Raw genomic sequence first — 20,106 nt, forward strand, 5'->3', positions numbered from 1 at the left:
TGTACCTTATGTCTTCACAAGATTTCTAGGGTTTTTATCTATATGAGCTGAAACGCGCTTATAAAGCATTTAAGATAGTATAGCACACCAATTTGCAGGATTAGAGAGTAAGCAACTTCTACCACAGAGTTTCCTTCACCTTTTTTTCCATTTGGTAAGCTTCTTAAATATTTACAGCTCAAGGTTAGTTGCAACTATGAAGCAAAATGTAATCCAGGCTTTTTTAAGCCGTAGAAACAGAGCTATAAAAATTACTTCTGCATACTTAAACCTCATTATAATGATAGCAGAGGTATTTAGAGAGCTTAAAATATACCTCGTCCTACAGATAAAACAACAAAATTCAGTAAAAAGTGTAATGTATCCTCTTTAGGATATACAGATGCACATGGTCATATGTATGCTGCATTTTTCCTAAATCTCAGATGCCTATAGCTGTGTGGTTCTCTACGCTGTGTAGCTTATCGCCCTTATGGTAGTAATAACATATTACCAACTTCACGTGTGAAAAGGTTTTTCATAGTAACAGTAGCAGCATAACATCTGACACTTGACTTTTATTCTTAAGTCAAAAAGCTAACTAGTATATCTATGATTTTTAACATTAGATTGTAAAATAGCAAAGCTTCATATGCTTTAGGTTAATATGTTTTTGCCTTTTCTCACTTAGCAAATTCCTTTGATTGTTTACTGTTTTGTACTCCAGTCTTTTTCAAATATTGCAAGCCCCCGGTCGGTAAGTGGATGGTTAAGTAATTGTCTAAGCACTTTTGCTGGCACAGTAATTGAATTAGCACCAAGCCTTGCGGCTTCTATTACATGTGTTGGACTCCTTACCGATGCAACGAGAATCTTAGTATCAAATCCATAATTAGAATATATAGTGCATATATCTTCTATTAGCAACAAGCCATCATAGCTTATATCATCAAGGCGACCAACAAAGGGAGAAATAAAACAAGCACCGGCCTTAGCGGCAAGCAGTGCTTGTCCAGGAGAAAAACATAGTGTTATATTAGCAGGTATTTTATGCTCTGTCCACAACTTTTTACAAGAAATTAATCCTTCATATGTAAGAGGCAATTTTACTACAATATTACTAGCAATTTTTGTTAACTTAAGGCCTTCTTTAACCATATCTTCATGGTTACTTGCAACAACTTCAACACTAACAGGCCCTGTTATAATAGAGCATATCTCACTTATTAAACCCTCGTATTTATCTTTACGCCCAGATTTTGCTATTAAAGAAGGATTGGTTGTTATACCATCAATGAACTCTTTCAGTTCTTCAATTTCATTTAAATCAACGCTATCAAGAAAAATTTCCATATTAACCTCCCACGAAAAAAAATATCCCTGTAGAATCTTGCCATCATACTGCCTGACTTATAACCGTGTGAACTTCCCGAGTTATGGTAGAATAAGACACCAATTTGCTGATGTCACCCAAGCATAACTGTACAAACATCAAATAAGAGTAATTTGTACCAAGAAGAAAGATGTTATCCAAGTAGCTTAACACATAACTGTACGAACATTGTATTTTGAGAGCAATCCCTACCAGAATGATTTCATACCAGTGCTCGGACATGCAGCTGTAAGAACTTTCTATGTTGTAGTAGGGTAAATACAAGATATCAAATACTGCTATCACCCCAGTGCTTGACACTAAGATCCAGGAATTCTGGTTGTAAGTAAGCATACCGAGTTGATAAGCATAAAAGCAAGCTGGCTTTACTTGAAATAAACATTTTCGATGAGACTGCATGGAAAGCTGGATCTTAGTGTTATACACTTGGATAACAAGGAAGGAGCACTGGGATAATACCCCATTGGTAGGTCTAAATCGCAATGCTTGTACAGTTGTATGTCTGAGTACTAGGATGACATCATTCTTTTTCCTAAATCCTAGTGTCATACACTTAAATAACAAGAATGGGCGCTGAGATGACACCCTCCTGTAAACTCAAAACCACAGTGTTCATACAGTTGTGTTTCTGGGCATTGGGATAACAAAAAAAGAGCACCATGAGCAAAAACCTTACAGCTGCTTGAATGATAATCGACTTTTTGCTTAAAATAGCTAAGAAAGAAATTTACCATTAAGATAACTTAAATACATACTAATTCTCTTATTTTTAAGTAGCTCTTCATCATGAATCACATGATCAAAAATCTGAACTTGATTTGTCATAATGTTACAACTATTACCTGCAACTTCCAATATTCCATTATCAATCACAACCTTCTTCTCCTTCTGGATAACAGTTTTAACAGTAATTACACTAGGTAATAAATAAATTAAGTAAGGAGAATGGTGAGCTAAAATCACCAGCTCCCCTTCGAGCCCATTTACCGAAAGAGACACTACCCTTTTGAATGAAATCTGATTATCAGGAGAGAAAAATTGTACTTTCATAACTCTTAACTTTTAGCTCCAACTTTAGTTTCATCCTTGATTAATTCAGCCTTTTTTATCGCTTCATCTATATTCCCTACCATATAAAATGCAGCCTCTGGCAAGTGGTCATACTCGCCTTCAACAATCCCTTTAAAACTGGAAACAGTATCAGAAAGTGAAACAAATTTACCAGGCATACCAGTAAATACTTCCGCAACATGAAAAGGTTGAGAAAAAAACTTCTGAATTTTACGAGCTCTATCAACAGTAATTTTATCCTCATCAGACAGTTCATCCATACCAAGTATGGCAATAATATCTTGCAATGATTTATAAGTTTGCAATATACGTTTTACCTCAGAAGTTACCTTATAATGCTCTTCACCAACAATTTCAGCAGACAAAGATTGAGATGTTGAATCAAGCGGATCAACAGCAGGATATATACCCATTTCAGCTATTTGTCTTGACAATACTGTGGTTGAATCAAGGTGAGAGAATGTAGCTGCTGGAGCCGGATCAGTTAGATCATCTGCAGGAACATATATAGCTTGTACAGAAGTAATAGAGCCTGAAGTAGTCGAAGCTATTCTCTCCTGCATTGCACCCATATCTGTTGCAAGGGTTGGCTGATAACCAACAGCTGAAGGCATTCTTCCAAGCAAAGCAGAAATTTCCGAACCAGCTTGTGTAAAACGGAAGATATTGTCCACAAAAAATAGAACATCTTGGTTTTCATGATCACGAAAATACTCTGCCATAGTTAGTGCTGTCAAAGCAACTCTAGCCCTTGCTCCTGGAGGTTCATTCATCTGACCATAAACCAAAACAGCTTGAGATTTTTCGTGTTCATTGACATTTATTACATTTGAAGTGATCATCTCGTGATAAAGGTCATTACCCTCACGTGTTCTCTCCCCTACCCCGGCAAACACAGAAAATCCTTTATGAGCTTTTGCTATATTATTAATCAACTCCATTATTAGAACTGTTTTACCGACACCAGCTCCACCAAACAAGCCAATTTTTCCTCCTTTAAGGTAAGGAGCAAGAAGATCTATAACTTTTATTCCCGTAACTAAAACTTCTTCCTGTATTTTCTGTTCAGTAAAACTTGGAGGCACTCTGTGTATGGATTCTAAATCATACTTTCCTTTCAGTGGGCCACATTCATCTATAACCTCTCCAACAACATTAAAAATCCTTCCTAAAGTTGAACGCCCAACCGGAACTGATATTGGTGCACCTGTATCAACAAACTCGTCATTTCTTGATACACCATTTGTGCTATCCATAGCAATACAACGGACTATATTGTCACCTATATGCTGTGAAACCTCTAAAATTAGCTCCTTACCTCTATATTCTAGTTTGCTCTTTAAAGCATTAAATATTCTGGGTAGTTCGCCTTCAAATTTTAAATCAACAACTGCTTGAGTTACCTTAACCGTTCTACCTACATTCATTTCTTTACTTTTATCATCTAACACTATAATTTAACAAAAAAAGCCCCTAAAGAACTCTGAAAAAAATAAATTTTATATTATAAATAGAAATTTTGCAACAACATTTGCTAATTACGCTTTATTATAAACAATGCAAAAGCATTCAATAACCAAGTAATAATAAATAGTACTAAACTAAGCGCATAAGCAGCAAGAGTTTGTATGCTATTGAAATCCTGATCCCCGGTAAGTAATGTAGCGATTTGTACAGTAATGGTAGTAACTGAATTAAGAGGATTGAAAGTCAAGTTCGAGTTGATTCCCACAGCCATCAGTACTATCATTGTTTCGCCTATTACTCTTGAAATCGATAATAAAATTGCACTTAAAATTGTAGGCATTGCATAAGGTATTGTTATGTGCCATATAGTTTCTGCTGGAGTTGCTCCCAACGCCATAAAGCCATAACGCAAGCTTTTTGGCACAGACCTGATCGCATCCTCTAATAAAGAAATAATAAAAGGTAGAATCATTATCCCTATCGATAAACCAGCAACTAAGGCACTCTCTGAGTGTATATTTAACCCAAAAAAACTTGCTATCTGCTTTACAAAGGAAGATAAAAATACAACCGAGAAATATCCATATACAATCGTAGGAATAGCAGACAAAACTTGCAACGTTGTATTAACAATGTAACGTACTTTCTCACTTGCATATTCACTAATATATATCGCAGAAAATAAACCTAGCGGAACAGCAACTAGCATTGCCACAATAGTTATAACTAATGTACCAACCAAAAGCGGAGTTATACCGAAACACCTTACCTTTTCTTCATTGATAGTTAGTACACTGTGGCCCCATTTTAAGCAAAACAAGAATTCTGAAATAGATACCTTTTTAAAAAATTCAATAGACTGAGTAAGAATAGATAGCATTATAAATAAAGTGATAAAAAACGATATGGCTAGAGCCACAAATAATGAAAATTTGATTACCTTACTTCTTCTACTCTTAAAAATAAAAGCAAACATGAAAAAAAGGAATGCTATGGAAACAGAAGTTATAAAGTAATCGTCACAGAGTATTAACGACCAAGTTAACATCCATACACAACTAAGGCATAAATAAATTTTAACCTTGTCCATCCGCTGAAACTTGCTGAAGGAAAATAAAAGAATCAGTAGTACAGGTATGAAAAGGATCATTGTCAATGAATTCATTTGCTCACATATCGAATCTTATTTTACGGGAATACAATTTTTAAGAGCATTCAATACATATAATGCAACCATCATTTGACAATAAAGTAAAACAATTTAAAATAGCTAATTGTATTTATAAAAACAATGAAAAGAACATTTCAACCAAAAAATTTGATAAGAAAACGTAGGCACGGTTTTCGTTCGCGTATGGCAACAAGAGCTGGAAGGAAAATCCTCAATAGACGTCGTTCATTAGGGTGTAAAAAATTATGTGCATAATCAAGTTATCAAGCATAAAAAAAAAGATTTTTCACTTGCCTTTAAAAACAAACTAGCACTTAGTAATCTTTTTTACCGTGGGCTTTATATATCATTATATGCTATAAAAGAGAGAGCGCCTGAAAAGCATGTTGACATCATCAGGGTAGGTATTGTTATTAGTAAAAAAGCCGGAAAAGCAACAAAAAGAAACAAAATCAAAAGACGATTACGAGTACTTGCTAGAATTAATATTTTAGATATAAGTAATATAGGGTACTACTACATAATATTAACTCATAAAAATATTATGCAAGCAAGTTATAAAAACTTACGGAAAGATATAACTATTTGCTTAAAAAAAATAAAATAAGAAAAAATCTCAATTAAGGTATTTACAACTATATTATTTATGATAACATAGGTAAAATTTTTAAAATTGATTAATAGGTGTGGTGAATGATGGCGCACATAAAAGAGGCAAGTGATACAAACTTTAGTGAGATGTATGGATCTTTATTTCCCTCTAAAGAAAATGGAAAAGGAACATGGATAGATTGGAAGGCAGCATTCAAGCAACAAAAATTATTAGAGGCAGAAAGTAATGTAATGTTATTAGAAATCAGTTATTCTCTTTTAAAAGAAAATCAATTATATAAAGAAGAAGTAGGAACAAAACTAGACAATATAATAAAAAACAATCAAGGAAATATAAGAAAAGGCAGGCAAATTTACTAAAAAGCAGAAATTAAAAAAACAAGGGAATTAAAATAAAAGTATGTTTATCACTTAATTAATAAAGAAATTTTTATAAACTTGGCAGCGACCTACTCTCCCTTTTCAAGTACCATCAGCGCTAAAAAGTTTCACTTCCGAATTCGAGATGGGATCGGGTGTTTCATTTTTGCTAAAACCACCAAGTTAATAAAAACCTCTAATTCAATAAATTTACTTAATATTTAACACTGCATATTCACATATAGAAAACAAATAAATCAATCAGGCTATTAGTACTAGTTAGCTCCACACGTTACCATGCTTCCACACCTAGCCTATCAACGTGGTAGTCTTCCACGGCCTTAATTGGGAAATCTTTTTGAAGAGGGTTTCTTGCTTATATGCTTTCAGCAATTATCCCACCTATACATAGCTACCCAGCAATGCTATTGGCATAACAGCTGGTACACCAGAGGTATATCCATCTCGGTCCTCTCGTACTAGAGTCAGATCTTCTCAAATTTCCTTCACCCACGGCAGATAGAAACCGAACTGTCTCACGACGTTCTAAACCCAACTCACGTATCACTTTAATCGGCGAACAGCCGAACCCTTGGGACCTTCTTCAGCCCCAGGATGTGATGAGTCGACATCGAGGTGCCAAACGGTGTCGTCGATATGAACTCTTGAACACCATCAGCCTGTTATCCCCGGCGTACCTTTTATCCGTTGAGCGATGACCCTTCCATACAGAATCACCGGATCACTATGACCGACTTTCGTCTCTGCTTGGCTTGTCAGCCTCGCAGTCAGGCAAGCTTATGCCATTATACTATCAAGCTGATTTCCGACCAGCTCTAGCTTACCTTCGCACGCCTCCGTTACTCTTTAGGAGGCGACCGCCCCAGTCAAACTACCCACCATACAATGTCCTAGTTTCAGATAATGAAACATAGTTAGGTATCAAAAGTGTAAAGGGTGGTATCTCAAGGTTGACTCCATTATAGCTAGCGCCATAACTTCAAAGTCTCCCACCTATTCTGCACATCACATTTTTAATACCAATGTAAAGCTATAGTAAAGGTGCACGGGGTCTCTTCGTCTAACCGCGGGTACCCCGCATCTGCACGGGGAATTCAATTTCGCTGAATTGATGTTGGAGACAGTGGAGAAATTGTTACGCCATTCGTGCGGGTCGGAACTTACCCGACAAGGAATTTCGCTACCTTAGGACCGTCAGTGTTACGGCCGCCGTTTACTGGGGCTTCAATTTAGAGCTTACACCCCTCTTATTAACCTTCCAGCACCGGGCAGGCGTCAGACCCTATACTTCCACTTACGTGTTTGCAGAGTCCTGTGTTTTTAGTAAACAGTCACTACTCCCTATTTTGTGCCACCTACTTATAGTTGCCTAAAAGCAGGTTACCCTTCTTCCGAAGTTACAGGTACAATTTGCCGAGTTCCTTCAACATCATTCTTTCAACACCTTAGTATACTCTACTCATCCACCAGTGTCGGTTTACGGTACGGCCTCATAAATATAAGTGCTATTTCCTGGAGCTTTTTTTAAGCATAGGTCAATCCAATAAGACCTATACAAATACAAAACCCGTCACACTTAAGAGGTTCAGGAATATTAACCTGATTGCCATCAACTACTCCTTTACGGACTTGCCTTAGGAACCGACTAACCCTACGCAGATTAACTTAACGTAGGAACCCTTAGATTTTTGGTGAGAGTGTTTTTCACACTCTTTTACGCTACTTATGTCAGCATTCTCACTTCTGATATCTCCAGCAGTTTTTACAAACTACCTTCACAGATTTACAGAACGCTCCGCTACCGCACTTATTAACTGCAATCAATAAGTACCTACATCTTCGGTATACAGCTTTAGCCCCGGTACATTTTCAGCGCAGAAAAACTTATTTAGACAAGTGAGCTGTTACGCTTTCTTTAAAGGATAGCTGCTTCCAAGCCAACCTCCTAGCTGTAATGGTTTTTCTACTTCCTTCCCCACTTAGCTGTAATTTTGGGACCTTAGATAGTAATCTGGGCTGTTTCCCTTTCCACCACGGACTTAGCACCCGCAGTGTGTCTGCTGTATAATCAATTATTGGTATTCGGAGTTTAGTTAGATTTGGTAAGACAGTGAGCCCCCCTAGTCTATCAAGTGCTCTACCCCCAACAACATACATACAACGCTCTACCTAAATAGATTTCGCGGAGAACCAGCTATTTCCAAGTTTGATTGGCCTTTCACCCCTAATCACAACTCATCCAATAATGTTGCAACATTAACTGGTTCGATCCTCCAGTGTGTTTTACCACACCTTCAATCTGGTCATGACTAGATCACTTGGTTTCGGGTCTAATCCATAAAACTAAAACGCCATATTCAGACTCGCTTTCGCTATGCCTATACCTAACGGCTTAAGCTTGCTTTATAGATTAACTCGCTGACCCATTATGCAAAAGGTACGCTGTCACTCTAATGTAAATTAACTACAAGATTGCTCCCATAGCAAAAACATAAAGCTCCAACTGTTTGTAAGCACTCGATTTCAGATTCTATTTCACTCCCCTCCCGGGGTTCTTTTCACCTTTCCCTCACGGTACTTGTTCACTATCGGTCGTTAAGGAGTATTTAGGCTTGGAGGATGGTCCCCCCATGTTCAAACAGGATTTCACGTGCCCCGCTCTACTCGAGGATTTAAAAACTTTCTACTTATACAGGACTATCACCTTCTATGGTTACTCTTTCCAGAGTATTCTAATTCTTATTCTTAAACCACTAGCCTTTCCCGCTTTCGCTCGTCACTACTAACAGAATCTCGGTTGATTTCTTTTCCTTTGGCTACTTAGATATTTCAGTTCACCAAGTTCGCTTTACATATTAATCTAACATGCAATAACTAGCTCAACTAGTTGGGTTTCCCCATTCGGAAATCTGCGGATCAAAACCTGTTGACAATTCCCCGCAGCTTATCGCAGCCTGCCACGTCCTTCATCGCCTCTTAACGCCAAGGCATCCATCAAGTGCTCTTAATAATTTATTTATTCGACTATATGCAGAATATGCAGAGTTAAATATTATTGAAATTGAACTGAGATTAAATTAATCTCTACCATAAAACTTGTCAAACATCTAAAAACTAAATTAACTTCTTACATATTAGAAACCAATAAATAATATGTCAACGCTTTTTTACACAAAATATTTACTTACGTTGGCAAGAATAATATACTGTAATCCTAAGTAGGTAAAATTTTTAACCTAAATAAGTGATAAAGCAGAATTATATACAATGAAAATTAATGAAAAAAATATTTTGTAATATAAAATGCTTTAAAAATCGATTCTGCTTAAAAATGATAATGAACATTAAGGGTATTTTTAAGGTATGAAAAGCAACTTATCCTTCGTAAGTATTATTTTAAATTTTATTTATAAGTTAATCGGTATGTTTAACCTTAAGAAGGCTAAACAATTCGCTGTAAATAAATATAACGCTCTCCATAAGGAAACAACAGCATTTCTTGAAAAACCCAAAAACCTATTAAGCACTAATATTGAAATCGGTTTATATCACTTCTATAAAGGTAACATCTCAGATGCAAAATTACGATTTTGGTTAATCGGCATGTTTTATTCCAATTTACCTATAGTTTGGTACAACATAGGGAGGTGTCATTTTGCAATGGGAAATACCAGTAAAGCTTACACCTATTTAACAAAGACACTAAAACTAGACAGTAATTACGAAGAAGCGTCTTATTACATAAAAAAAATGACAAATCCAGCACCTATTATAAAATTGCCTAAAAATATCATAAAACAATATTTTGATTACACTGGAGAACATTTTGTCGAGCATTGGTTAATCGCTAAACAATATAGAGGTCATGAACTCGTACACACGGTAATTACAAAAATTTTTAACGATTCCACTTCTGAACTCAACGTACTTGATCTTGGTTGTGGAACCGGAATATGCGGTCATTTCTTAAAAATACATAATACTGGGAATCACATAACAGGAATTGACATTTCAAACAGAATGCTAAATATTGCTAGAGGATGCTTTATAAAGGGTAAACCTGTTTATAATGAATTAATACATATAGAAATGACAGAGTTCCTTAAACAAGAGAGAAATCACCTATATGATGTCATTATTTTCGCTGAAGTGCTACATTATTTACATGATTTTAAAGCAGAACTGGAATTAGCAAAAAAATCTACGAGCAAAAAAGGTGCAATTGTATGTTTAATAAGAAGAAAGGAAGGTAAAGGTATTGACTTTGTAAATAAAGGAGATTACTTCCGTCACTCAGAAAGTTATGTTCAACATGTTGCAAAAGAAATAAATATGCAAATAAGCTATATGAGTTATTGTAAAATATATGGAAGTCAGGTTGATGGTATCTTATTTGCATTACAGTATCCACAAAAAAAATCGAAAAGCCTAACTTAAAGCATTACTATTGCTTAAAACAGTGTCTATGTACGATAAAACAAAGAGGAATTTATGAATAATATTATTATTAATCATGAAAAAAATGGCAAATTGACCGATTTTGGGAAAGCAGTTCTATCAGACAGGTACTTAATAGAAAATGAAAGTTATCAAGATCTCTTCATACGCATTGCCAACTACTATTCTGATAACAAAGAGCATGCACAGCGTCTTTATGATTACATGAGCAATTTGTGGTTCATGCCTTCAACACCAATACTTAGCAATGGTGGCACCAACAGAGGATTGCCTATCTCTTGCTTTCTTAATGAAACCGAAGACAGTCTGCAGGGAATAGTCGATTTATGGAACGAAAATGTTTGGCTCGCCGCACGTGGAGGAGGAATAGGTAGTTACTGGGGAAATTTACGTTCAATTGGCGAAAGTGTAAAAGGCAGTGGTAAAACATCAGGAATCGTACCATTTATTGTGGTGCAAAATGCTCTAACACTCGCAATTAGTCAAGGGTCCTTAAGAAGAGGAAGCTCAGCAGTTTATCTTCCTGTATCCCATCCAGAAATAGAAGAGTTTCTGGATATACGCAAGCCAACAGGAGGAGATCCAAATCGCAAAGCATTAAATATACACCATGCTGTGATAGTAGATGACAGATTCATGCAAGCCGTTGAAAGCGACCTAGAATGGAATTTAATCAGCCCTTATAACAACAAAGTTATCTCAACAATCAAAGCACGTGATATATGGATTAAAATACTAACAGCGAGAATTGAGACTGGAGAACCTTACATTATCTTTCTCGATGCAATAAATAACAATAAGCCAGAGTCTTACAAAAGACTCAATTTAGATATCAAAATGTCAAACCTGTGCAGTGAAATTACTTTAACTACAGGCTACGACCACCTAAACAAATTGCGTACTGCTGTGTGTTGTCTATCATCAGTAAATCTTGAATACTATAAAGAATGGAGACACAATGAACTCTTCATAGAAGATATAATGCGTTTTCTTGATAACGTACTAGAAGACTTTATAAACAAAGCACCAGACGAAATACAGCGAGCAAAGTATTCTGCAATGAGAGAGCGTAGTATTGGCCTTGGTGTGATGGGCTTTCACTCATTTTTGCAAAGTAAAATGGTTCCTTTCGAGTCAGTAACAGCACAACAGTGGAACAAAAAAATATTTAAGTATTTACGCAAGCAAGCAGATATGGTCTCTAAAAAATTAGCAGAAGAAAAGGGAGCATGCCTTGATGCTAAAGAAATCAATCTAATGGAAAGATTTACACATAAACTTGCTATCGCCCCAACTGCCTCAATTTCTATTATTGCAGGCAATACTTCCCCTGGAATCGAACCATATGCAGCAAACGTATTTACACAAAAGACACTAACAGGTTCATTTGTAGTGCGAAATAAATTCTTGCAAAAACTATTAGCAGAAAAAAATCAAAACAATGATAAAATATGGTCTTCGATTTCGACAAATGAAGGTTCTGTGCAGCACTTAGATTTTCTTAACAAGCATGAAAAATTAACATTTAGAACAGCATATGAACTTGATCAAAGATGGATTATAGAACACGCAAGTGATAGAACCCCATATATTTGTCAATCTCAATCAGTAAACTTGTTTTTACCTGCTAATGTACATAAACGTTACTTGCACAAAATACACATGCTTGCTTGGAAAAAAGGTTTAAAGAGTTTATACTATTGTCGATCACAGTCAATGCAGAGAGCTGACAAGGTTTCTCATGACATATTCAAAGCAAGTGAAATGTTCCAGCAAAGAACAGATATTGATTATAGTGAATGTTTGTCATGCCAATAGATGCTATATAGAGATCCTTATGAATTTCTAAAGTCTATTCCAAAAGACAAATGCATAATGTGTCTTGACATGGGAGAGAAGCAAATAGGCATAGCGTTCAGTGATAAAACTCAGCTCATAGCTACAGCACATAGCGTATACTACAGAAAAAATATAAGCAAAGATTTAGGTTATCTAAACAGAATATTCAAAAAAAATGAAGCTGGATCAATAGTAATCGGGTTACCACTGGAAATAGATGGACAAAAAAGTGAATGGTGTAAAACCATAATCAAATTCGCAAACAAAATGATAAAAAAATACAAGGTAAGCACATATTTACAAGATGAAAGCTTGTCAACGTCTATTGCGGCTCATACACTAAAGATTAGCGGAGTATCAACCACAAAATCAAAAAGAATAGATGATAAAATTTCCGCATGTATTATTTTACAACGGACATTAGATAAGATAAATGTAATTAAATAATTTTTCTTGAGTTGTTGAATTTAAAACGCACAATTGAATAATAAAACTACCTCACAAAATAAGAACTTTTTGTATAAACGTGGCAAATCGCTACAGCGAGAGCATCAGCAGCATGGTGGCATTTTATATTTAAATTTTTAATTATCTGTTTCACCATGAATATAACCTGATCCTTATCAGCATGGCCATTTCCGGTAATGCTTTTTTTTATATAATTTGTATCATATTCATTCATAGTTAACTCTGTTATTTCTAATACTAAAATTACAATCCCTCTCGCATATCCTAAAGTTAGTGAAGATTTTGGATTCTTATTAACAAAAATTTTTTCTATTGCAGCTTCACTTGGAGAATACAGAGAAATTACCTTCTTTAATTGTTCAAAAATTACATGCAAGCGTTCACCCATACCGAGCTTATTACCAGTTGATATAGTGCCACTGCCTAGAAATTCGATATTGCTTCTTTCATCCATATCAATAATAGCCCACCCGGTTTTACTCATTCCCGGATCGAGACCTATTATCCTTGTCACTTAAAAACACTTAGCCAATAAACAAACACAAACAAAAATATCCAGACTATATCTACAAAGTGCCAATACCAAGAAGCGAATTCAAAGCATAAATGATCCTGAGGTGTAAATTGATCTTTCCGCGCTCTGAACAAACACACTGACAAGAATATTATTCCTATTATAACGTGCGCACAGTGAAAACCGGTAATCATATAAAAATTGGATGCATAGATTCCTGCTTCTTGTAAAGAGAAACTCGTTTCATGATACTCTATTGCCTGTACTATTACAAAAAACACTCCAAGTAATATAGTTATGTACAGCATTTTAATCATGCTCTTTTTATCATCTTTAAATAAAGAGTGATGTGCCCAGGTAATTGTTGTACCAGAGAGTAATAATACTAACGTATTCATGAATGGTAGCGACCATGGATCAGGCAGTAAAATTCCCTCAGGAGGCCATTTAACTTTTTTTGTAGGAGAAAACGTTTCAAACAAAAAAACCGGATCAAGCCAGGCTTTAAAGAATGAACAAAAGAACACTATAAAAAATACAACTTCTGAAAGGATAAATAAGTACATTGCAAACTTGAGTCCATGCTTGACAATTGCAGTATGGCACTTATCATAAATGGCTTCTTTTACTACATCTTTCCACCAATAAAACAACACTCCTGATACTGCAGAGGTTCCTAAAACTAAGCCAAATATCCCAGAAACCTGTTTATGGAGCGTGCCAACTAATCCAAGCACAAGAATAAAAATTGCCGCTGACATGGCAATTGGCCAAGGACTTGAATCCACTAAATGAAAATCATGTTCTTTACTTTTCATACACCATCTTCAAAAACATGTATTAAGCATACAAATTAGCTTAAAATTGTCAACGTTTCTTAGAAACTTGATCGAATTTTGGAAATTTATGCGCTGTCCCAAAAGTTTAATTCAAATTGTGCATTTATCCTAAATAACTCAAGTATTCTGCTTCTCTCATTTCCTCCTACCTTTTTGCAATATTCATCAACAATATCCTCTAAAGCAGTGCATCCATATGCTATTAAATTACTGCTACAAAAACAAACCAGTCTTTTTATCTGTTATTTTTCCTGAATTCACCTTTCATACTATCAATGACAATCTTACATACAAATATACAAGAATATAAAGCTGTTATAGTTTCATAGGCATTACTACATGAGATAGATAAAAGAAAATTGGTAAATTTGAAGCATACAGAAGATTTTTCTACTCTTTATACTATATATAGCAAAAAAAGTGACTACACAGAAATCTGTTAGCAGCTATTGACCCCTGTGCCACCCTAGCAAGCAGGACTATGTATCATAGTTTTCTATTCTTGATGCCATAACTAATACGATACGAACATAATCATCTAAAAATAATACATCCTGTTGAATACAGAACTTAAAACTCTCTATGTTTAAAGTATTATTCATCAGCCCAACATTTTAAAAGGATGATCTATATTATATCCCTTAAGAGGTTTGACCCACAACAGCTCCTAATTATACCACTAAACATTACAGTACCAACAAGATTAAGTTAATATAGATAATCCACTCCAACATTTCCCCATCATGAGATACTAGAATAATACATCTCATCCTAGAATACCAGCTAAAGTTTTAATCCATTACGAAAGAACTCCTATATATTTTTTCGTTCATCATTGCCGGATTTTTTACATAGATTGTTCATAATTTCAGTTACATCGTCAATCATATTACTCGTCACGTCAGTGTTAAAAAAATCTATCCGCTTTTGATATTTATTGCTAGTAGTGGCGTTACCTCTCACAATGTAATGAACAACTATTTGACATATACAGAAGCATGGGTAAGATGCTGCTAAACCTTCAGCAATAAAATTATGATATGTAATGTACATGAAAAATTCAGTAAGGGCAGAGCAAGATTTTGACTTTTTGTGGTTGTCGGATAAATTACAATCTGCAAAATGTTCCTTATAATAATCTCGTGTAGCAAATGTTCCAATAGCTATATCAGTTAACTTATCTATTATTTCAATATTGTTAGCTTCAGCTGCAATAACCAGTAAAACTCAAGTATAATCTGTTACATATAAAAAATTCTGCTGAAGATAAAATTAAAACTTTTCATAATCTAGCGTACTACTCATTAATTCAATATTAAAAGGATGTTCTCTATCTTTTCAATAAGACTAGATGATTCTCTTATAGCTATATCGTAGAATTCTCCTTCCTGTTTTGTTATACATTTTGTGAGTTTCATAAATATGAAAATTGCTATTAATGTAGTATAATTATTATGAAAAGCTAATTGCGCTTTAACAATAAGTTAGCATACCAGTATTGAACTATAAATTAAAAATCTTAGCAATCTAAAGAAATTTTCCTATTACTTTGCACACTAAATTCTCTAGAAAGATCAAGAGATAAGTTCAAATTTTCCCAAGAAAATCCATCATCCTCTTCTGATTCTTTACCAAAGTGCCCATAACAGGCTGTACGTTTATATATAGGACGGCTAAGTGATAAATGTTTAATAATACCCCTGGTTGACAAATCTATATTACTCTCAATAAGCTTTTTAATTCTTTCTTCATCTACCTTATTTGTACCAAATGTATCAATGTAAAACGAGGTAGGCTTTGACACACCAATTGCATAAGAGAGCTGCACAAGACAGCGCTCGGCTAAATTTGCAAAAACAATATTTTTAGCAAGGTATCTCGCCATATAAGCTGCAGATCTATCAACCTTTGTTGCATCTTTTCCAGAAAATGCTCCCCCACCATGTGGAATATAACCTCCATAAGTATCAACCATAATCTTTCGTCCGGTTAATCCACAATCACTAACCGGTCCACCGATAACAAACCTACCAGTTGGATTGACAAAGAAATTTTCCTCGGCACACATCCACCCTTTAGGTAAAGACGAAACTACGTAAGGGTAAATTATTTCTTTTACTTTTAATTGATCCAAATCTTCAGGATGCTGTATTGAAACGATAATACTTTCAGCACGTACTGGAAGATTACTCTCATACGCTAAAGTAATTTGCGACTTTGCATCCGGACCAAGTTTTGCTTCCTTAACCACACTCATGACGTTTTTCAGAATAGAGTGCGCATAAAAAATGGGTGCTGGCATAAGGCTTTTTGTTTCTATTGTTGCATAGCCATACATTATGCCCTGATCTCCAGCGCCTTGATCCACCCCTATAGCAATGTCGTTTGATTGTTCATGCAGCAACATATTTACTCCGACTTCTCCCCAGTGAAAACCATCGTGCTCGTAACCAATATCTTTTATTGTATTCCTTACAACATTTTCAATTGTGCTATTTGCAACGTTAGGCCCAAATACTTCCCCAGCTATAATAACATTATCTTTGGTAACTAAAGTCTCTATCGCAGTTCGTGAAAAAGGGTCAGTTAAAAGGTATTCATCAAGTATTGCATCCGAAATTTGATCAGCTACTTTATCTGGATGACCAGCTGCAACCGACTCACTGGTTATTAAATTTTTACGTAAACTCATGCTTTAGATTTGCTTATATAATAAAAGTTATTATAAAAAATCTAGCTAGCAACCATCAAATGGTGGGCCTGGGAAGAGTTGAACTTCCGACCTCACGCTTATCAGACGTGCGCTCTAACCACCTGAGCTACAGACCCCTGATTTATTCAAGCTGAAGCTTATACATTATCTACAGGTACAATATCAATAAAAGTCTTTTTATTTACTGACTTTCTAAACCTAATCCAGCCCTCCACTTTAGCAAAAATTGTATGATCTTTACCCATACCAACATTTTTTCCAGGATGAAACTTTGTACCCCTTTGACGGACGATTATATTACCAGGAATAACTTTTCCGTTCTTTTTTATTCCTAACCTACAACCTGCGGAATCCCTACCATTACAGGAGCCACCACCTGATTTTTTAGTTGCCATATCTTACCCATTATTTTTGAAGATTAATTTCATTGATACGAAGAATAGTTATATACTGCCTATGACCAGTTTTCCTACGGTAATTTTTTCTTCTCTTCTTTTTAAAAATTATAATTTTCTCTCCTCTGCATTGTTCAAGCACTTCAGCCTTAACAGTAGCATCAGTTAAATAAGATAAACCGTTGCCTGAAAGGCAAACTGCCTTATCAATCTCTACCTCCTTTCCTTCCTCAGCTTCTAATTTTTCTACTTTTATTACACTACCTTTTTTTACTAAATACTGCTTTCCACCTGTTTCAATCACTGCAAACATAACAAATATACACTTTCACTGTTAACTTTAATTGTAAAGGACGTCATATATGACGTCAAGACAAATCCTCTCAAGCTATATCAAATACTTTCAGTAGTCACAGAACTGCATTATGAGCTAAAAGCAACTCCACAAGTCCTTAGGAATTGCATCCAGCAGCATAGTACAATATTGTTCTACTTTCATTACTTTTAGCGTTAACGTCTACGTTGTGTTTTAGTAGTATTTTTGCTATGTCAATCCTCCATCTTATAACAACCTAGTACAATGGAGCGTTATCATTCTTACCCTTAGCATTAACATCGGCACCTTTTTTAATGAGATATTTTGTCATTTCGATGTTTCCATTTCTGGTAGTACGATGTAGCGAAGTTTTGTTGCAGTTGTCTTTATATATTAATACCTTTTTCTATAAAAAATTCTACTACTTTTAGTTTTTCACTCTCAATAGCAAAGTGTAATGGAGTCTGATTACCTCTGTTTTTAGCATCAGCAACTTTGTTGATCAGGCATTCCGTTATTCTAAAGCTTCCACATAATGCAGCTATGTGTAAAGGAGTACTGCCTTTTTTGTTTTTAACATTAACGCCAGCACTTTTTTCAACAAAGTATTCTATTGTATCCACGTTATCATTTTGAACAGCAGAGTATAATAGAGTACTACCATATTCATTTTAAGTGCCAATCCAGCACCTCTGCCGATAAGATATTTAATCATATCTAACTTCCACTATAAGCAGCAACATGCAATAGAGTACTATTATACCTATTCCTTATGCTAATACCAGCGCATTTGCTAATAAGGGTACTCTACTATCTTCAGTTTCCTACTCTCAACAGCATAATGTAGTGGAGTTCAGCCATATTTATTTTAAGCATTAATATCAGCGCCTTTACTGACTGCTACTTTATTACTATATCTGATTTTTTACTATATATTACAAAATGTAACAGAGTACCATAGGAAATAGTTCCACAGCATTGTCGTTAATGTTAGCACTGTTGTTCACCAAATATTTCATAACATTCAGTTTCCTGCTATGAGCAGCCTCATGCAAAGCAGTGCAACCATATTTATTTTTGTATCAATCCCAGCGCCTTTGTCAAGTAGGTACTTAATAATACCTAACTCTTCATTACCAGTAGCCATTTGCAGTGGACTCCAGACTTCTCTTAGCATTAACATTAGCACCTTTGCTAATCAACCATTCTACCATATTCAATTTTCCATTTCCAGCAGCGATGCATAATGGTGTTTGACCACAATTGTTCTCAGCATTAACAATTTTTCCTATTTTACCCGGAACACCTTTCTATACGGGTTAGTATAGCCTTATTGCTTTTACAGTCATCACTTTCAGCAAGTAAATGTAAAGGAGTGCTTTTCTTCATAAAAACCTATTCTCTATATGTATACAAGATGAGTTAAAGTAAAAATCACCAATCAGCCTACTATGGTTGCTTGCATATCCCTAAACAGATGTAACATGGCTTGTACTGTTCACTATTCTACCATTATTTATCAATTCTAGAGCTCTTCTTAAAATTTTTCTTCTTTGCCTGCCTTTTGTGTTCTAATCTAGTTATCCCCTGCACCTAGCTCGTGGATATTTGCCACTCCCGCTTCTAAATCAATCACTTAGTATTTTATCAAGTAGCTCAACAGCACCCCCATAGCTTTTCTTTATCATCTGCCATTAATCTGGAAAAATTTCTTCTATATAAATCTTATCATGAGCAAAATAAGCCATGATATCCCAAATTTCTGTAGCTTGCTTTCCATGTCCTCTGTTGCTCTTTATCTTATCACGTGTAATATTCCATATCGTTAACTTCTCGGATATGATTAATGTCACTTTTGTAATTTCTTCTTCTTGCAAATAACCATTTTGTTTCTTCAAATGACTTCTTTCTTTGCTGCTTATATTTTTCAAAATAACCACTGAACTTCTTTAATTCGTCCTGCTCATCTTCATTTTAAATATATGCAACCGCTAGTCCCAAAGCTAATGAAAAAGACTTTTCTAGTTTAATCTTTTTTCTCTTCCATCGCAAAAGTCACTCTCTACATCTAGGACTCTCTCAACAAATTATAAAACCTCTGTTTCCTCGAATTTATCAAACCATATTTCCTCTATCTCTTCTGCTGTTTTACTATTTTCCACTTTTCACTGCAGGAAGTGATAAAAACATAAGGCTTTCCCCAATTAGGACGCTGTGAACACAAAAGGGTAGTAAAAATTTACTAATACCCTTATATCCTCTAACATTACCAAAAACAAACAGGCTCATTCTTTCTACAAAAAAAGTATATATTTTTTCAACAACATTTTTTATCGCCTTTGTGCTTCTACGTTCATCTGTAGCAGAAACTCCTAGTCTTTATATATCTAGCTAGATCCAAGAAAGACTCTTTTATACTTTTAGGATCCTTAGAATCTATAAATATAACATTGCCATCGTAACATTCCTTATAGTTGTGAGCATATTTCT

The 20,106-nt window shown here is 35.1% G+C and carries 23 protein-coding genes, 1 tRNA gene and 2 rRNA genes; 6 read left to right on the forward strand and 20 right to left on the reverse strand.

Going from position 1 to position 20,106, the window contains the following annotated elements:
- Window positions 1-687: 687 nt before the first annotated feature.
- The 4 genes from fsa to pstC form a co-directional block, all read right to left on the reverse strand.
- On the reverse strand, window positions 688-1,332 hold the full coding sequence (fsa, locus tag WBP_RS03985; RefSeq protein ID WP_167896135.1) for a fructose-6-phosphate aldolase: 645 nt from the start codon (window positions 1,330-1,332) through the stop codon (window positions 688-690).
- Between the two features lie 754 nt (window positions 1,333-2,086).
- Window positions 2,087-2,422: a F0F1 ATP synthase subunit epsilon gene (locus WBP_RS03990; RefSeq protein WP_167896136.1), complete on the reverse strand. Its 336-nt coding sequence runs from the start codon at window positions 2,420-2,422 to the stop codon at window positions 2,087-2,089.
- A 5-nt stretch (window positions 2,423-2,427) separates the two neighbouring features.
- Window positions 2,428-3,870: a F0F1 ATP synthase subunit beta gene (gene atpD / locus WBP_RS03995; RefSeq protein WP_041571591.1), complete on the reverse strand. Its 1,443-nt coding sequence runs from the start codon at window positions 3,868-3,870 to the stop codon at window positions 2,428-2,430.
- A gap of 107 nt (window positions 3,871-3,977) precedes the next feature.
- Window positions 3,978-5,075, reverse strand: coding sequence for a phosphate ABC transporter permease subunit PstC (gene pstC / locus WBP_RS04000; protein WP_179958974.1), 1,098 nt, complete (start codon window positions 5,073-5,075; stop codon window positions 3,978-3,980).
- Window positions 5,076-5,201: 126 nt separating this feature from the next.
- Between pstC and rpmH the strand changes: the two genes are divergently transcribed.
- The 3 genes from rpmH to WBP_RS04015 all read left to right on the forward strand — a co-directional run bounded on the left by rpmH (window position 5,202) and on the right by WBP_RS04015 (window position 6,053).
- A complete protein-coding gene (gene rpmH / locus WBP_RS04005; RefSeq protein ID WP_011256888.1) occupies window positions 5,202-5,336 on the forward strand; it encodes a 50S ribosomal protein L34 in 135 nt (44 codons plus the stop codon).
- On the forward strand, window positions 5,329-5,688 hold the full coding sequence (rnpA, locus tag WBP_RS04010) for a ribonuclease P protein component (protein ID WP_167896137.1): 360 nt from the start codon (window positions 5,329-5,331) through the stop codon (window positions 5,686-5,688). Before rpmH ends, rnpA begins: the two co-directional genes overlap by 8 nt.
- Window positions 5,689-5,777: 89 nt before the next feature.
- Window positions 5,778-6,053: a hypothetical protein gene (locus tag WBP_RS04015; RefSeq protein WP_246165914.1), complete on the forward strand. Its 276-nt coding sequence runs from the start codon at window positions 5,778-5,780 to the stop codon at window positions 6,051-6,053.
- A 76-nt stretch (window positions 6,054-6,129) separates the two neighbouring features.
- On the opposite strand, the gene rrf is transcribed toward WBP_RS04015, so the two are convergent.
- Window positions 6,130-6,236 (reverse strand): 5S ribosomal RNA (rrf, locus tag WBP_RS04020).
- A gap of 65 nt (window positions 6,237-6,301) precedes the next feature.
- A 23S ribosomal RNA gene (locus WBP_RS04025) occupies window positions 6,302-9,092 on the reverse strand.
- 345 nt (window positions 9,093-9,437) lie between these two features.
- Between WBP_RS04025 and WBP_RS04030 the strand changes: the two genes are divergently transcribed.
- Genes WBP_RS04030 through ruvX form a run of 3 tightly spaced genes read left to right on the forward strand, consistent with a single transcriptional unit; the run spans window position 9,438 to window position 12,818 of the window.
- Window positions 9,438-10,511 (forward strand): methyltransferase, encoded by a 1,074-nt coding sequence (locus WBP_RS04030; protein ID WP_041571499.1) that lies wholly within the window; start codon window positions 9,438-9,440, stop codon window positions 10,509-10,511.
- 54 nt (window positions 10,512-10,565) lie between these two features.
- Entirely contained in the window at window positions 10,566-12,350 is a 1,785-nt protein-coding gene (locus WBP_RS04035) for a ribonucleoside-diphosphate reductase subunit alpha (RefSeq protein WP_011256892.1), read from the forward strand.
- Window positions 12,351-12,818, forward strand: coding sequence for a Holliday junction resolvase RuvX (gene ruvX, locus WBP_RS04040; protein ID WP_011256893.1), 468 nt, complete (start codon window positions 12,351-12,353; stop codon window positions 12,816-12,818). It begins immediately after the preceding gene.
- 46 nt (window positions 12,819-12,864) lie between these two features.
- On the opposite strand, the gene ruvC is transcribed toward ruvX, so the two are convergent.
- The 14 genes from ruvC to WBP_RS04115 all read right to left on the reverse strand — a co-directional run bounded on the left by ruvC (window position 12,865) and on the right by WBP_RS04115 (window position 19,547).
- The gene (gene ruvC / locus WBP_RS04045) at window positions 12,865-13,353 is read right to left on the reverse strand and encodes a crossover junction endodeoxyribonuclease RuvC (RefSeq protein ID WP_167896139.1); all 489 of its coding nucleotides are present in this window, start codon (window positions 13,351-13,353) and stop codon (window positions 12,865-12,867) included.
- Window positions 13,350-14,171 (reverse strand): cytochrome c oxidase subunit 3, encoded by an 822-nt coding sequence (locus WBP_RS04050; protein ID WP_167896140.1) that lies wholly within the window; start codon window positions 14,169-14,171, stop codon window positions 13,350-13,352. Before WBP_RS04050 ends, ruvC begins: the two co-directional genes overlap by 4 nt.
- 834 nt (window positions 14,172-15,005) lie before the next feature.
- Window positions 15,006-15,245 (reverse strand): hypothetical protein, encoded by a 240-nt coding sequence (locus WBP_RS05840; protein ID WP_246165916.1) that lies wholly within the window; start codon window positions 15,243-15,245, stop codon window positions 15,006-15,008.
- Window positions 15,246-15,711: 466 nt separating this feature from the next.
- Complete coding sequence (metK, locus tag WBP_RS04065) at window positions 15,712-16,884, reverse strand: methionine adenosyltransferase (RefSeq protein ID WP_167896141.1); 1,173 nt, start codon at window positions 16,882-16,884, stop codon at window positions 15,712-15,714.
- 60 nt (window positions 16,885-16,944) lie between these two features.
- Window positions 16,945-17,021 (reverse strand) — tRNA-Ile (locus WBP_RS04070).
- A 21-nt stretch (window positions 17,022-17,042) separates the two neighbouring features.
- Window positions 17,043-17,300, reverse strand: a complete 258-nt coding sequence (gene rpmA, locus WBP_RS04075; protein WP_011256897.1) for a 50S ribosomal protein L27 — start codon at window positions 17,298-17,300, stop codon at window positions 17,043-17,045.
- 10 nt (window positions 17,301-17,310) lie between these two features.
- Window positions 17,311-17,613: a 50S ribosomal protein L21 gene (gene rplU / locus WBP_RS04080; RefSeq protein ID WP_167896142.1), complete on the reverse strand. Its 303-nt coding sequence runs from the start codon at window positions 17,611-17,613 to the stop codon at window positions 17,311-17,313.
- A gap of 139 nt (window positions 17,614-17,752) precedes the next feature.
- On the reverse strand, window positions 17,753-17,866 hold the full coding sequence (locus WBP_RS06300; RefSeq protein ID WP_167896332.1) for an ankyrin repeat domain-containing protein: 114 nt from the start codon (window positions 17,864-17,866) through the stop codon (window positions 17,753-17,755).
- A 6-nt stretch (window positions 17,867-17,872) separates the two neighbouring features.
- The gene (locus WBP_RS06305; RefSeq protein WP_167896333.1) at window positions 17,873-18,010 is read right to left on the reverse strand and encodes a hypothetical protein; all 138 of its coding nucleotides are present in this window, start codon (window positions 18,008-18,010) and stop codon (window positions 17,873-17,875) included.
- Window positions 18,003-18,239 (reverse strand): ankyrin repeat domain-containing protein, encoded by a 237-nt coding sequence (locus tag WBP_RS04095; RefSeq protein WP_167896143.1) that lies wholly within the window; start codon window positions 18,237-18,239, stop codon window positions 18,003-18,005. The genes WBP_RS06305 and WBP_RS04095 overlap by 8 nt, the downstream gene beginning before the upstream one ends.
- A gap of 312 nt (window positions 18,240-18,551) precedes the next feature.
- Complete coding sequence (locus tag WBP_RS06310; RefSeq protein WP_083750422.1) at window positions 18,552-18,671, reverse strand: hypothetical protein; 120 nt, start codon at window positions 18,669-18,671, stop codon at window positions 18,552-18,554.
- Entirely contained in the window at window positions 18,641-18,793 is a 153-nt protein-coding gene (locus WBP_RS04105; protein WP_167895691.1) for a hypothetical protein, read from the reverse strand. Before WBP_RS04105 ends, WBP_RS06310 begins: the two co-directional genes overlap by 31 nt.
- Window positions 18,750-18,908, reverse strand: a complete 159-nt coding sequence (locus tag WBP_RS06315; protein ID WP_167896334.1) for an ankyrin repeat domain-containing protein — start codon at window positions 18,906-18,908, stop codon at window positions 18,750-18,752. The genes WBP_RS04105 and WBP_RS06315 overlap by 44 nt, the downstream gene beginning before the upstream one ends.
- A 402-nt stretch (window positions 18,909-19,310) precedes the next feature.
- Entirely contained in the window at window positions 19,311-19,547 is a 237-nt protein-coding gene (locus WBP_RS04115) for a hypothetical protein (RefSeq protein ID WP_167896144.1), read from the reverse strand.
- Window positions 19,548-20,106 lie beyond the last annotated feature (559 nt).

The organism is Wolbachia endosymbiont of Brugia pahangi (assembly GCF_012030695.1).
Taxonomy (GTDB): domain Bacteria; phylum Pseudomonadota; class Alphaproteobacteria; order Rickettsiales; family Anaplasmataceae; genus Wolbachia.

Bases quoted from the DNA above. Each gene is read 5' to 3' on its own strand.
- rpmH (WP_011256888.1), top strand. From the start codon at position 5,202: ATGAAAAGAACATTTCAACCAAAAAATTTGATAAGAAAACGTAGGCAC.
- WBP_RS04030 (WP_041571499.1), top strand. From the start codon at position 9,438: ATGAAAAGCAACTTATCCTTCGTAAGTATTATTTTAAATTTTATTTAT.
- rpmA (WP_011256897.1), bottom strand. From the start codon at position 17,300: ATGGCAACTAAAAAATCAGGTGGTGGCTCCTGTAATGGTAGGGATTCC.
- WBP_RS04105 (WP_167895691.1), bottom strand. From the start codon at position 18,793: ATGCTAAGAGAAGTCTGGAGTCCACTGCAAATGGCTACTGGTAATGAA.
- WBP_RS04035 (WP_011256892.1), top strand. From the start codon at position 10,566: ATGAATAATATTATTATTAATCATGAAAAAAATGGCAAATTGACCGAT.
- WBP_RS03990 (WP_167896136.1), bottom strand. From the start codon at position 2,422: ATGAAAGTACAATTTTTCTCTCCTGATAATCAGATTTCATTCAAAAGG.
- WBP_RS04050 (WP_167896140.1), bottom strand. From the start codon at position 14,171: ATGAAAAGTAAAGAACATGATTTTCATTTAGTGGATTCAAGTCCTTGG.
- metK (WP_167896141.1), bottom strand. From the start codon at position 16,884: ATGAGTTTACGTAAAAATTTAATAACCAGTGAGTCGGTTGCAGCTGGT.
- WBP_RS04015 (WP_246165914.1), top strand. From the start codon at position 5,778: ATGGCGCACATAAAAGAGGCAAGTGATACAAACTTTAGTGAGATGTAT.
- atpD (WP_041571591.1), bottom strand. From the start codon at position 3,870: ATGAATGTAGGTAGAACGGTTAAGGTAACTCAAGCAGTTGTTGATTTA.
- ruvX (WP_011256893.1), top strand. From the start codon at position 12,351: ATGCTATATAGAGATCCTTATGAATTTCTAAAGTCTATTCCAAAAGAC.
- fsa (WP_167896135.1), bottom strand. From the start codon at position 1,332: ATGGAAATTTTTCTTGATAGCGTTGATTTAAATGAAATTGAAGAACTG.
- pstC (WP_179958974.1), bottom strand. From the start codon at position 5,075: ATGAATTCATTGACAATGATCCTTTTCATACCTGTACTACTGATTCTT.
- rplU (WP_167896142.1), bottom strand. From the start codon at position 17,613: ATGTTTGCAGTGATTGAAACAGGTGGAAAGCAGTATTTAGTAAAAAAA.
- WBP_RS05840 (WP_246165916.1), bottom strand. From the start codon at position 15,245: ATGTACATTACATATCATAATTTTATTGCTGAAGGTTTAGCAGCATCT.